The following is a 12,730-nucleotide window of genomic DNA, read 5'->3' as shown; positions in this document are numbered from 1 at the left end:
CCATGGACTTCCGCCTCACCGACGACCAGCGCGCCCTGCGGGCAGGCATGCGGGACCTCCTCGCCGCCCGGTACCCCCGTGAGCGGCTGCGCTCCCTGGCCGACGCCGACGCCGACGCCGATGCCTTGGGCGGCCCGCCGGCGCCGGACCGCGGCCTGTGGCAGGCCCTGGGGGCGGCCGGATTCTTCGCCCTGCGCCTCACGGAGCAGGACGGCGGCGCGGGGCTGGGGCTCCCTGAAGCAGTACTCCTCTTCGAGGAGGCCGGACGCGTCCTGCTGCCCGGACCACTGGTCGCCACCCACCTCGCCGCCGGACTCGTGCCGGGAGCGGCCGAGGGCACCTGTGCCGTCACCGCCCTGGACCGGCCCGGAGCGGCCGAGCACCTCGCCTCGGCGGAAGCCGTCCTGCTCCTCGACGGCCAGGCCGCCCGGGTCCTGCGCCCACGCTGCGGCGGTGCCCTGCGGGCCTTGCGGGCGCACCCCGCCCGGTCCGTGGACCCCACGACGCCCCTGCACCTCGTCCGCCAACTGCCCCGGCGGCCGCCGGAGGAAACCATCACGACGTTGCCGGCTGATGCCTCCCGCCTGCGCCGGGAAGCGGCGTTGCTGACCGCCGCCCAGCAGCTCGGGAGCGCCTTCCGCACCATCGAACTGGCGGTCTCCCATGCCCGGCGCCGCTCCCAGTTCGGACGCCCGGTCGGTGCCTTCCAGGCCGTGCAGCACCTGTGCGCGGAGATGCTCGTCCGGGCCGAGCTCGCACGCACTGCGGTCTATGCCGCGTCGCTGTCCGCTGAAGCGGATGAACCGGCTGATATCGCCACCGCCAAGCTGCTCGCTGACAGTGCAGCCGTACGCAACGCTCGTGACTGTCTGCAAGTGCATGGTGGCCTGGGGTTCACATGGGAAGCGGATGTACATCTGCACCTGAAACGTGCCTGGCTGAGGGCGGGTCAATGGCAGTCGGTAGCCGAATCCGAGGAATTGCTTGCGAATACCCTCCTGCGCGAAGCTTCACACCTTCCGGAGGGCCCTCACGCGAGTGATGCAACGGATGTTCTGGACGCAGAGAATGTCACGGCGTAATCGTCATGGGTGAAATACCCGGCATGTCACGCCGAACCGCTCACAGCGTGTCGATATCAGGCTGTGTCCCGGACGTTATTCGTTACAGGCTGGAGTCGGGTCCCGGCTCGGGTACTCTCCCTTGGATGCGAGAGGTTCAGAGGCGCGGCGAGGCGTATGTGGCCCATGTGGCGGCGTCGAGCGTGCACATGTCTGATGCTCGTCCCGGAACGGGCCTCAAGAGCCGCCGGTGTTCGAGTCTCCTCAGCGCGCGTCGCACAGTATGCAGCAGCCCTACTCCTTTGCGCCGGAATATGCCCGAAGCGCTTGTTGGGGTGACTGTGCGTCAACCATGCTGTCTCGGAAGGCGATCACGTTCCGTGGTCCCTCGGAGACGCGAGGCGTTGTGTCCGCCGGTACGGATGGTGTGAGCGGTGCAGGTGCTTCAGATGCAGATGGAGGTCCGGGCCGACCCCGCGGAAGTGGGACGGGCCCGCAGGTGGGCGAGGTCGCGACTGGCCGGCTCGGGGATAGGCGTCGATGAGCCGCTGGCCGAAACGCTGATCCTGCTGATCTCCGAGCTGGTCACCAACGCCGTCGTCCACACCGGCTGCCCGGCCGTGCTGCGCATGCTCTTCCCGGGCGCCGGCGGCGGGATGCCCGGCGTATGCGGGGGCACCGTCCGTGTCGAGGTCGCCGACATCAGCGCCCGTCCGCCCCGCCGCAGGTGTGCGGGCGGCGAGGACACCGGCGGCCGCGGCCTGGAGCTGGTCGACGGTCTCGCGGACCGCTGGGGCTGGCAGGCGGAGGGCAGCGGCAAGCGCATCTGGTGCGAGGTCGACCGTGGAGGCTCCGCGTGGGCCGGCGCTTTTGACGCGCCGCGCGCCGTTATAAATCGGGCTTAACCGACAAAGTCCAGACCAGGTGTTGACGTGAAGTGTCCACGTGATCACCCTTGGACGCAGCGATTCGTTGCGAGGGGACGCCGAGAGGTCCGCATTCACCGGGCTGCTCGACGAGTGCGGGTCGCGATCCGGCGCAAGATCAGGGCTCCAGCGCCGGAGCCGGCGGCGACGCGCGGTGCCGTGCTCGGGGTGCGCATCTGCACGTCGCCGCCCGCCCACGTCCGCCCATCCACGTCCGGGCTCACAACACCGCGACCGGCGCCACGGGCGCGCCCACGGCCCCCTCGAAGGGCTCCGGCGTCGCCGTCAGCAGGAAGGCGTAGCGCCCCTCCTCCGCGCAGGTCGCGGAGAGCACCTCCAGATTCCAGTTCTGGCCCTGCATCATCCCCATCTCGACCAGGTGGAGCGCGTGCACCGGCAGCCAGAGCCCGTCGATCTCCGGCGGGAAGACCTCGAAGCACAGCGTGTCATTGGCGACGGCCGCGACATCGCGCGCATGGAACCACTCGGGCGTTCGGATCGACAGCCCGGGCGACGCACTGCCGTACGCGCGCCGGTCGCCCGTGAGGTAGCGCTGCATGTGCCCGGTGCGGACCACGACGATGTCCCCTGGGCCTACGGAAACCGCCCCCAGGTCCTCCGCGGCCTCCAGATCCTCCGGGGTGACGGCATGCCCGGGGCCGAGGCGGTCCACGCCCCGCGCGCGGGCCACGTCGAGCAGCACCCCGCGCGAGACGACGTGCCGGGCCTTCTCGATGCCGCTGAAGGCGGCGCGTGTATGTGCGGTGATCGAATCCGCCGGCCGGCCGTTGTAGATCCTGCCGCCGTGCGAGACGTGGGGCAGCGCATCCCAGTGGGTTCCCGCCTGGAGGCCCATGGTGACGGTGTCGTCGCTCGTGGCCACTGATTCCGGGCCGAACTCCTGCCGGTTGACCGCGGTCATGGTGTGCAGGGGGTTGACCCTTCCGGGGATCAGGCCCGTCTGGATCCCGCGCTGCCGCAGGGGCACGGCCAGGGCCACCCTCCGGCCGGTGAGCACGGTCGCCGCGGCTTCCCGCACAACGGCGTCCGTGATCAGGTTCAGGGTCCCGACCTCATCTCTCGCGCCCCAACGGCCCCAGTTGTTGACCCGCTTGGCGATCTCGTAGAACTCCGCCGGCAGTGGCATGGGCGTCCTCCCCGGATCGGTCCCCGTGCGGGGCTTGTGCCTTCGCCTGCCCTGCCCAAAAATCTAACGGTCCGTCAGATAGAGCGGGAAGGGGCGTGCGTCGTGGGGAGCTACTTGGCGGGAAAGGTGATCGCCGTCACCGGGGCGGGGCGCGGCATCGGCCGCGCGGTCGCCCTCGCCTGCGCGGCCGAGGGCGCAAAGGTCGTGGTCAACGACTACGGCGTCGCCGTCGACGGCGCCGAGCCCACGAGCGAGGTGGCAGCCGGCGTCGTCAAGGAGATCGAGGCGGCGGGCGGCGAGGCCGCCGCCGTCGCGGACGACGTGTCGGCCATGGCGGGCGGGCAGCGGATCGTCGACACGGCCCTCGCCCGCTACGGCCGGCTCGACGGCGCCGTATGCGCGGCGGGGATCCTGCGCGAGCGGATGCTCTTCAACATGACGGAGGAGGAGTGGGACCCCGTCATCGCCACCCACCTCAAAGGCACCTTCACCGTCTTCCGTGCTGCTTCAGCTGTCATGCGCCGCCAGGGGTACGGCACCCTCGTCGGTTTCACCAGCGGCAACCATCAGGGCAGCGTCGCCCAGGCCAACTACTCCGCCGCCAAGGGCGGCATCATCTCCCTCGTCCGCAGCGCCGCCCTGGGGCTGCATAAATACGGGATCACCGCCAACTGCGTCGCCCCCGTGGCCCGTACCCGCATGTCGGCCAACGTGCCGATGGAGCTCAAAGAGATCGGCGACCCCGAGGACGTGGCGGCACTCGTCGTCTACCTGCTCGGCGAACAGGCCCGCGACGAAGGCATCACCGGACAGGTCTACACCGTGGCCGGACCCAAGATCGCCGTGTGGGCCCAGCCCCGCGAACTGCGTGCCGTCTGCACCGAAGGCGCCTGGACACCGGACAAGATTGCCGACCTGCTGCCCCGCACCGTCGGCACCGATCCCATGCCGATGCTCGCCCACCTGGAGGCGATGGCCGAGGCGGCCGCCGCCCAAGCCCGCCCCAACGCATGACGGGGAGCCACTCATGGATTTCTCCTTCGGGCCGGACGACGAAGCCCTCCGGCAGGAAGCGCGAGCCTGGCTCACCGGCCACCTCGCCGTGGAACCGGCGCCCACCGCAGGTCGTGCCTGGGAGCGCGAACTGGGCGCCGCCGGCTGGATCGGCCTCGGCTGGGACTGCGCGGCCGGCGCCTACGGCAACCGCACCGCGCCCCTGACCGGGCAGGTCGTCTGGGCCGAGGAATACTCCCGCGCTCGCGCTCCCGCCCGCCTCGGCCACATGGGCGAGCACCTCCTCGCCCCCACCCTCATCGCTCACGGAGAGCCTGCGCAGCGCTCCCGCTTCCTCCCCGCTATCGCCCGTGGCGAGGAGATCTGGTGCCAGGGCTACAGCGAACCCGGCGCGGGCTCCGACCTCGCCGCCGTACGCACGGCCGCCGTCAGGGATCCTGGCAGCCGCACTTACCGCATCACCGGCCAGAAGCTGTGGACCTCACTCGCTCACGAGGCCGACTGGTGTTTCCTGCTCGCCCGCACCACCGAGGGCTCCCGCCGGCACCACGGTCTCTCCCTCCTTCTCGTACCGATGGACCAGCCCGGCCGGATCGAGGTCCGCCCGATCCGGCAGCTCACCGGGTGCGCCGACTTCAACGAGGTCTTCTTCGACGGAGCCGAGGCGGATACCGCCCACGTGCTCGGCGGCGAGGGAAACGGCTGGCGGGTCGCCATGGACCTCCTCGGCCGGGAGCGGGGGCCCGCCACCCTCGCCCAGCAGATCGGCTTCGCCGAAGAGCTCGCCCGCGTCGTCCGCCTCGCCCGGGAGACCGGAGCCGCAGCGGAACCGGCGGTGCGCGACCGGCTCGTACGGCAATGGGCCGAGCTGCGGACCATGCGCTGGACTGCCCTGCGGACCCTGGGCGGCACAGACCTCCCCGGCGCGCCCAGCGTCGCCAAACTGCTCTGGAGCAGCTGGCACCAGCGCCTTGGCGAACTGGCCCTGCAAGTGCAGGGCCCGTCCGCCGCTCTCGGTCCCCACGACTGGAGCGACGAGCACCCCTACGAACTCGACGCCTCGCAGCGCCTGTTCCTCTTCTCCCGGGCCGACACGATTTACGGCGGGTCGGCCGAAGTGCAGCGCACCATCATCGCCGAGCGCGTACTCGGCCTGCCGAAGGAGCCTCGTCCATGACGGCGAACGGCACGACGGGGAACGGGGCGGCGGAAACCGGGACGACGGCGTACGGCGCGAAGGCGTACGGGAACTGGATCGGCGGGTCGTGGCGTACGCCGGAAAAGGGGCACTATCCAGTTGTCAATCCGGCGACCGAACAGGTCGTCGGGGCGGCGCCGGAGGCGACCCCCGCCGAGGTCGCCGCCGCCGTGACCGCCGCACAGGCCGCGCAGGACGGCTGGTCCCGTACCGACCCGCGCGAGCGCGCGGCCGTACTGAACCGGACAGCGGAACTGATCAGTGAACACGGAGCGGAGCTCCTGCCTCTGCTCCAGGCCGAGACGGGCGCGACGGTGCGCGTCACCTCGGCCTTGCAGCTGCCCATGACGGTGGAGCGCTTCCGCCGCTACGCCCGGGGGGCGGTCGAGCCGGCGGTCCTCCCGCTCGCGCCGCACCCCGTCCAGGGCAGCCCGCTGGCACCCGGCGGCCTGATGGGCGCCGCCGCGGTCCGACGCCCGGTGGGCGTCGTCGCCTGCATCACCTCCTACAACCTTCCGCTCGTCAACCTCGCGGGCAAGCTCGCACCCGCTCTGGCCATGGGGAACGCTGTCGTCGCCAAACCGGCGCCGCAGGATCCCCTGTGCTGTCTGTCGCTGGGCCCGATCCTCCGGGAGGCCGGCCTCCCGGACGGCGTCTTCAACATCGTCACGGGCTCGGGGCCGGGCACGGGGCAGGCGCTGGTGGCCCACCCCGGTGTCGACATGATCAGCTTCACCGGATCCACCACCGTCGGAAAACAGATCGCCGAGGCCGCGGGGAGGTCGATGAAGCGCACCCTTCTCGAGCTCGGCGGCAAGGGCGCGGCCATCGTCCTGGGGGATGCCGACCAGAACGTGCTCAAGTCGGTCATGAGGGCGGTCGGTTCGGTCTGGTCTTTCCACAGCGGACAGATCTGCACGGCGCCGACCCGCGTACTCGTGCAGCGCGGGCTGTACGAGAAGGTCGTCGCCGGTCTCCAACGTTACGCGCGGACGCTGATCGTCGGGGACCCTGTGGATAACTCAACGGTGGTCGGCCCGTTGATCTCCGCCGCCCAGCGCGACCGGGTGGAGGCGTACATCGCCCGGGCCAGGGCGGAAGGCGCGCGCATCGTCGCCGGCGGCACCCGCCCGGACATCAAGCCCGGCTTCTACGTCGCTCCTACCCTGATCGCCGACGTCGCCCCCCAAAGCGTCGTCGCTCGTGAGGAGTTGTTCGGGCCGGTCGTCGTCGCCCTCCCCTTCGAGGACGACGAGGACGCCGTGTGCATCGCCAATAGCACGTCCTACGGCCTCTACGACTACGTGTTCAGTGCGGACACCGCCCGCGCCTGGGCCGTCGCCGCGCGCCTCCGCAGCGGAAACGTCGGCATCAACACCGCGCAGCGGCACCCCGAGACACCCTTCGGCGGCTTCAAGGAGAGCGGAGTCGGCCGGGACGGCGGCTCGTTCGCACTGCACGCCTACAGCGAACTCCAGTCGGTCGTCTGGGCTTCCTGAGCCCCGCGAACCCGTCCGCAGCAGCCGCGACCCGCCGCCCCGTCCCTTCCCACTCCGAGAGGACCCAGCCGTGCGAGGCGTCATCTTCGACGGAAAACACCCCCTGGTCACCGACGATCTGGAGGTCCGGGAGCCCGGCCCGGGCGAGGTCCTGATCTCGGTCGCCGCCGCCGGGCTCTGCCACAGCGACCTCTCGGTCATCGACGGCGCGATCCCGTATCCCGTCCCCGTGGTTCTCGGGCACGAGGGCGCGGGCGTGGTCCAGGCGATCGGCCCCGGCGTCGCGCACCTCACGCCCGGCGATCACGTGACGCTGTCAACGCTCGCCGCCTGCGGTGTCTGCGGAGAGTGCGGCCGGGGCCGCCCGGCGATGTGCCGTGAGTCGTTCGGCAAACCCGCCCGGCCCTTCACCCGGAGGGGTGAGCGGCTTTTCCACTTCGCCTCCAGCTCCGTCTTCGCCGAACGCACCGTCGTCAAAGCCGTCCAAGCGGCGAAGATTCCCGGCAACATGCCGCTGACCTCGGCGGCACTGATCGGTTGCAGCGTCCTGACCGGCGTCGGCGCCGTACTCAACCGTGCCCGCGTCCGCCCCGGCGAATCGGTCGTCGTCATCGGCGCCGGCGGCGTCGGGCTCAACGTCCTCCAGGGCGCCCGGATCGCCGGGGCGTCCGTCGCCGTGGCCGTCGACGCCGACCCGCGCAAGGAAGCGGCAGCCCGGCAGTTCGGCGCCACCCACTTCGTCGACGCCTCCACGGCCCCCGGCAGCCCGGCGGCCGTCCGGGAGATCCTCCCGGAAGGTGCCGACCACGCCTTCGAATGCGTCGGCGACACCGGGCTGGTCCGGCAGGCGGTCGACCTCCTCGGCAGGCACGGGCAGGCGGTGCTGCTCGGCGTACCGCCCGCCGGGGCCGAGGCGTCGTTCCGCGTCGACTCCCTCTTCCTCGACAAAGCGATCCTGGGCTGCCGCTACGGCTCCTCCCGCCCCCAGCGCGACATCCCCCTCTACGCCGGGCTCTACCAGGAAGGACGCCTCCTCCTGGACGAACTCGTCACCAAGACCTACCCCGTCGAGGACTTCGCCCGCGCCGTCGACGACACCCGCCACGGACGGGTCTCCCGCGCTGTTCTCACCTTCCGCTGACCCGTCCGTGCCGTGGCCTCCGGCCGTTCAGCGGCGGGAGGTGTCGGTCACCGCACGGAACGTGCGCCGGTAGGCCGTCGGGGACACGCCGAGCGCCGCCTGCAAGTGCTGCCGCATCGAGGCGGCCGTGCCGAACCCGGCGCTCCGCGCCACCTGGTCCACGGACAGGTCGCTGTCCTCCAGCAAGTGCCGCGCGCGCTCGACACGCTGCTGCGTCAGCCACTGGCCCGGACTGATGCCGACCTCCTCACGGAAGCGGCGCGTGAACGTCCGTACGCTCATGGCCTCCTGCTCGGCCATGTCACGCAGCTGGATCGGCTGCTCCAGCCGCCCCAGGGCCCAGGCGCGGGCCCCCGTGGTCGTCGCGAGCTGGGGCTCGGGCACCGGCCGCTGGATGTACTGCGCCTGACCGCCGTCGCGGTGCGGCGGGACGACACTGCGCCGGGCCACCTCGTTCGCGACGGCGGTGCCGTGGTCACGCCGCACGATGTGCAGGCAGAGGTCGATACCGGAGGCCACCCCGGCCGAGGTCAGCACGTCGCCGTCGTCCACGAACAGCACGTCGGCGTCCACGCGCACGGAGGGGAACATGCGCTGGAAGCGCTCCGTGCTGGACCAGTGCGTGGTGGCGGGCCGCCCGTCGAGGAGGCCGGCGGCAGCCAGGATGTACGAGCCGGTGCAGATCGACACCATGCGCGTGCCGGGACGTATGCGGCCCAGGGCGGCGGCCAGTTCATCGCCGAGCCGACCCTCGTCGTACGGCGGCCCGAACTCGTACGAGGCGGGGACGATGACCGTGTCGGCTTCGGCCAGGGCCTCCGGGCCCAGATCGACGTTGATGGAGAAATCGGCGTCGGTGGGGACCGGCCCGGCGGCCAGCGCGCAGGTCACCACCTCGTACAGCGGCTCCCCGGACGAGGTCGTGGCCTTGCCGAAGATCCGGTACGGGATGGAGAGCTCGAAGGGGATCACTCCGCCCAGGGCGAGGACGGCGACTTTGTGCGGCGGGGCGTCCGGGTGCTGGTCGGAGCGTGTGATCTTGCTGATCGGTACGGCCTGCGTGGTCGGTGCGGCCTGTGTCGCCTGTGTGGTCTGCTGCGTCAACTCTCGTTCGCCCCCGAAGCGTTCCGTCCGCCACCCACGACGTTCTCCCCGTCTCTCCGGCGCGTGCACGAGACGGTTTCGTCACCGTACGGCCTGCCACTGACAAGCCCGCCGGGACCGTAGATCCGCCTGGATGGTCTTCCTGTCAGCAGGCCATCCTAGTGGCCCGATCCTTGCGGATGCTGTCCCTTCGGCCACTCGTCGTGCCGGAAGCCGCTCCCGATGCTGAGGGCGTGACCCAGACAACCGGACGTCCCACCCACCCGGAGAGCGCCGCAGGCCCCGCCCCCGCTGCCGCAGGCCCGGACTCCACCGCCACGCGCCCCGGGCGGCGCCGCATCCACCGCGCGTGGTCGGTGGCCGCCGTCACCTTCGTGACGATCATCGGCGCGGCGGGATTCGCCTCGCTGCCCGGCCTGCTGATCGAACCGCTCCACGGGGAGTTCGGCTGGTCGCGCGGCACGATCGGGTTCGCCGTCTCCGTCAACCTCGCCCTGTACGGGCTCACGGCGCCGTTCGCCGCCGCCCTGATGGACCGCTTCGGCATCCGCAAGGTCGTCGCCTGCGCCCTCGCCGTGATCGCGGCCGGTGCCGGGCTGACGGTCTTCATGACGGCCGCCTGGCAGCTCGTGCTGTGCTGGGGCGTGCTCGTCGGGCTCGGCAGCGGCTCGATGGCCCTGGCTTTCGCGGCGACGGTGACCAACCGGTGGTTCACCGCCCGGCGCGGCCTCGTCACCGGCATCCTCACGGCGGCCGGAGCCTCCGGGCAGCTGGTCTTCCTTCCCCTGCTCTCCTGGATCGTCGAACACCACGACTGGCGGCCGGCCGCCGTGACGGTGTCCGTCGCCGCCCTCGCCGTCGTGCCGTTCGTGTGGCTGCTGCTGCGTGACCACCCTGCGGACGTCGGCCTCGCCCCCTACGGCAGTGACCTCCCCGTACCGAAACCGGCGCCCGCGCCCGGCGCCGCGCGGCGTGCGGTCAGGGCGCTCCTCGGGGCTGTTCGCACCGGCCCGTTCTGGCTCCTCGCAGGAACCTTCGCGATCTGCGGCGCGACCACGAACGGACTGGTGAAGACCCACTTCGTGCCGGCCGCGCACGATCACGGCATGCCGATGACGGCGGCCGCGGGCCTGCTTGCCGTGATCGGTGTTTTCGACGTCGTCGGAACCATCGCCTCCGGATGGTTCACCGACCGGTTCGAGGCGCGCAGGCTGCTGGCCGTCTACTACGGGCTGCGCGGCATCTCCCTGATGTTCCTGCCGATGCTGCTGGCGCCCACCGTGCAGCCTCCGATGATCTTCTTCATCGTCTTCTACGGACTCGACTGGGTCGCCACCGTGCCGCCCACCATCGCCCTGTGCCGCGAGCACTACGGCGAGGACAGCGCGATCGTCTTCGGCTGGGTGCTCGCCTCCCACCAGGTCGGTGCCGCCGTGGTGGCCTTCCTCGGCGGTGCGGCCCGCGACGCCTTCGGCTCGTACGACGTCGTCTGGTACGCCTCCGGAGCGCTGTGCGCCGTGGCGGCACTCATGGCCCTGATCATCCGGAGGCGGCCGCGGACCGCGCCCGGGCTGCCGGTCACAGCCTCGGCGTGATCCCTGCTGCGATCGGCGCAGGGGCCTTGCGCCGTACCGCGTCCGGCTCATCCGCATCGGGGCAAGTCGGGGCCGATGCGGATCATTCAGTCAGCAAAAGCAACCTCGCAGCCGTGTGGGGAATCCTTCTTTAAGAGAGGGGGAGTGATGACACAGCAGGCTGAGCCGGACGCGATACCGGAAGCGGTGCCGTCCGAGGCGAAGGCGGAGCCCGGAGACGGGGCCGAAGGCGTGTCCCCGGCCGGGGCAGGGGCGGGAGCAGAGCCCGGCTCCAAGGAGACGCCCCGCACGCAGGGACGTGTGATGCACCCTGACGGCTTCGGCGCGGCGTTCTGCGCGTCGATGGCCGGGCTGTGCGCGGAGGCCGCAGTCGCGGGGACTCTCGGGGTCCTCGTGATGCTCTCGCGTGAGCACGAAGGTCTGCCCCACGGCGTCATGGTGATTGTCGCCGCCCTGTTCGCCGTAGCCCTGCTCGGTGTCCTCGTCAGCGGCTTCGTCACGGCTGTGACCGTCATGCCCGCCCTGGCGCTCGCCCGGCGCGTCACCGGGCGCCTCGGGCGCCGAGAGGGCCCCCTGTGGAACGCGGCAGCGGTGCCCGTCGTGTCGGCCGCCGCAGTGGCCGTGTTCGGCGGGGTGGCGGCGCTCGGCAGCCTCTCCTTGGCGTCCCCTGTGAAGTACCTCCTGTGGTGGGCTTTCCTCACCGTCGCCCTGCTGCCCGCCACCCTGATCGCCGGAGGCGCCGGCCGGCGGGTCCGCGAGGGGCGGCCCACGCGCATGGCCCGGAGGGTGTTGCGTGACGGAGCGCTCGCCTGGCTCGCCGTCGGTGCGGTGGGTGCGGGGGTCTACGGCACCGGCCTGGTCAGCGTCTACCAGCCGCCACGATTCGACACGGAGCAGCTGGCGGGGGCTTGGACCGACGGCCGCGGCGGGACCGTCAGGCTGTCCGAGGACGGCGCGGCGGTGGCCGACGGGCTCGACAACTACGCGTGGGACGGCACCGGCAAGGACAAGCCGAAGGACTGCGACGGCGCGGGCACGTGGAAGCCGGTGAAGGACGACGGGAAGGTCGAGGGCGTGTCCCTGCGCATCGGCTCGTGCGATCTCAAGCGCCGCTGGAGCGTCAGCGGCACCGTCAAGGAGCCACGGCTCTACCACGAGATCGGCAAGCCGGGCTCGGGCAAGCGGTACGTACTGACGAAGATCGCCAAGCACAAGAAGTGAGGAAGGGCGATCGGGCGAGGCGCACTAGGGAGGCAGGCGTAAGGCGTCACGGCTCGAACGCGGTGAACGTCCCGAACGCACTCCTGTGGAAGACCAGCGGCCCGCCCTGATCCGCGTCACCTCCCTCACCCCTCTCTGCGCCTCCACCCCCCTCCGTGTCCCTGTCCTCCTCCGCGCCCAGGGCCTCGACGCGCCCCACGACGATGAGATGGTCCCCGCCGGTGTGCACGGCGTGGATCTCACAGTCGACCCATGCGGGCACGCCCGCGAGCAAGGGTGAGCCCGTCACGGGCGCAGGGCTGTGCCGCACTCCCGCGAACTTGTCGGCGGACTGCGCGCCGCTCGCCGCGAAGGCCCGGCAGAGCGCGCCCTGTCCGGCGCCCAGGACGTTGACGCAGAAGACGCCGGCGCGGGCGATGCGCGGCCACGTCGTGGACGTACGGCCCACCATGAAGACCACGAGCGGCGGGTCGAGGGAGAGCGAGGCGAAGGACTGGCACGCGAAGCCGGCGGGAGGCTCGCCGCCGGCTCCGGGCGCGGTGATCACGGTGACGCCGCTGGCGAACCGGCCGAGGACGCGGCGCAGCTCCCCGGGCGCGGGCGGGGGCTGCTCGTCCGCACGGACGGCCCGCAGCGCCGGGCGGGGCATCGGGTCGGGCTGCCGCGCCCCGGGGGCCGGTGGGCCGGCGGGCCGCAGATAGCGGACGGCGAGGGCGGCCATGCCTGCGTGTCCCATCATGGATCCATTGAAGGTGATGGAGCGTCAGCTTTGAAGGGTTTGTGACGGCACTGCGGCGGTCATTCCTGCATTCCTGGGGCGGTCT

At 71.6% G+C, this 12,730-nt stretch carries 11 protein-coding genes; 8 read left to right on the top strand and 3 right to left on the bottom strand.

The genetic code is table 11. The annotated features are described in order from the left end of the window. Positions 1–2 precede the first annotated feature (2 nt). On the top strand, positions 3–1,082 hold the full coding sequence (locus tag PS271_RS11450; RefSeq protein ID WP_398386814.1) for an acyl-CoA dehydrogenase family protein: 1,080 nt from the start codon (positions 3–5) through the stop codon (positions 1,080–1,082). A 413-nt stretch (positions 1,083–1,495) separates the two neighbouring features. Continuing rightward, on the top strand, positions 1,496–1,966 hold the full coding sequence (locus PS271_RS11445) for an ATP-binding protein (RefSeq protein ID WP_398381854.1): 471 nt from the start codon (positions 1,496–1,498) through the stop codon (positions 1,964–1,966). A 241-nt stretch (positions 1,967–2,207) separates the two neighbouring features. On the opposite strand, the gene PS271_RS11440 is transcribed toward PS271_RS11445, so the two are convergent. Beyond that, entirely contained in the window at positions 2,208–3,134 is a 927-nt protein-coding gene (locus PS271_RS11440; RefSeq protein ID WP_398381853.1) for a cyclase family protein, read from the bottom strand. 102 nt (positions 3,135–3,236) lie between these two features. Here PS271_RS11440 and PS271_RS11435 point away from each other — a divergent pair, with 102 nt between their 5' ends. The 4 genes from PS271_RS11435 to PS271_RS11420 all read left to right on the top strand — a co-directional run bounded on the left by PS271_RS11435 (position 3,237) and on the right by PS271_RS11420 (position 7,986). Continuing rightward, positions 3,237–4,148, top strand: a complete 912-nt coding sequence (locus PS271_RS11435; RefSeq protein WP_398381852.1) for an SDR family oxidoreductase — start codon at positions 3,237–3,239, stop codon at positions 4,146–4,148. 13 nt (positions 4,149–4,161) lie between these two features. Continuing rightward, positions 4,162–5,325, top strand: coding sequence for an acyl-CoA dehydrogenase family protein (locus tag PS271_RS11430; RefSeq protein WP_398381851.1), 1,164 nt, complete (start codon positions 4,162–4,164; stop codon positions 5,323–5,325). Next, entirely contained in the window at positions 5,322–6,845 is a 1,524-nt protein-coding gene (locus PS271_RS11425; RefSeq protein ID WP_398381850.1) for an aldehyde dehydrogenase family protein, read from the top strand. Before PS271_RS11430 ends, PS271_RS11425 begins: the two co-directional genes overlap by 4 nt. 70 nt (positions 6,846–6,915) lie before the next feature. Then, positions 6,916–7,986, top strand: coding sequence for an alcohol dehydrogenase catalytic domain-containing protein (locus PS271_RS11420; protein WP_398381849.1), 1,071 nt, complete (start codon positions 6,916–6,918; stop codon positions 7,984–7,986). Positions 7,987–8,013: 27 nt separating this feature from the next. On the opposite strand, the gene PS271_RS11415 is transcribed toward PS271_RS11420, so the two are convergent. After that, the gene (locus tag PS271_RS11415; protein WP_398386812.1) at positions 8,014–9,024 is read right to left on the bottom strand and encodes a GlxA family transcriptional regulator; all 1,011 of its coding nucleotides are present in this window, start codon (positions 9,022–9,024) and stop codon (positions 8,014–8,016) included. A 299-nt stretch (positions 9,025–9,323) separates the two neighbouring features. On the opposite strand from PS271_RS11415, the gene PS271_RS11410 reads away from it, so the two are divergent. Continuing rightward, positions 9,324–10,685: an MFS transporter gene (locus tag PS271_RS11410; RefSeq protein ID WP_398381848.1), complete on the top strand. Its 1,362-nt coding sequence runs from the start codon at positions 9,324–9,326 to the stop codon at positions 10,683–10,685. 147 nt (positions 10,686–10,832) lie between these two features. After that, entirely contained in the window at positions 10,833–11,906 is a 1,074-nt protein-coding gene (locus PS271_RS11405; protein WP_398381847.1) for a hypothetical protein, read from the top strand. A gap of 46 nt (positions 11,907–11,952) precedes the next feature. On the opposite strand, the gene PS271_RS11400 is transcribed toward PS271_RS11405, so the two are convergent. After that, positions 11,953–12,642 (bottom strand): flavin reductase family protein, encoded by a 690-nt coding sequence (locus PS271_RS11400; protein ID WP_398386810.1) that lies wholly within the window; start codon positions 12,640–12,642, stop codon positions 11,953–11,955. Between the last annotated feature and the right edge of the window lie 88 nt (positions 12,643–12,730).

It is taken from the genome of Streptomyces sp. SCA2-17 (assembly GCF_044336695.1).
This window is presented reverse-complemented; position numbering and strand designations above follow the sequence as displayed.

Coding starts and splice junctions, on each gene's coding strand:
- PS271_RS11450 (WP_398386814.1), top strand. CDS start 3: ATGGACTTCCGCCTCACCGACGACCAGCGCGCCCTGCGGGCAGGCATG.
- PS271_RS11440 (WP_398381853.1), bottom strand. CDS start 3,134: ATGCCACTGCCGGCGGAGTTCTACGAGATCGCCAAGCGGGTCAACAAC.
- PS271_RS11430 (WP_398381851.1), top strand. CDS start 4,162: ATGGATTTCTCCTTCGGGCCGGACGACGAAGCCCTCCGGCAGGAAGCG.
- PS271_RS11425 (WP_398381850.1), top strand. CDS start 5,322: ATGACGGCGAACGGCACGACGGGGAACGGGGCGGCGGAAACCGGGACG.
- PS271_RS11405 (WP_398381847.1), top strand. CDS start 10,833: ATGACACAGCAGGCTGAGCCGGACGCGATACCGGAAGCGGTGCCGTCC.
- PS271_RS11400 (WP_398386810.1), bottom strand. CDS start 12,642: ATGGGACACGCAGGCATGGCCGCCCTCGCCGTCCGCTATCTGCGGCCC.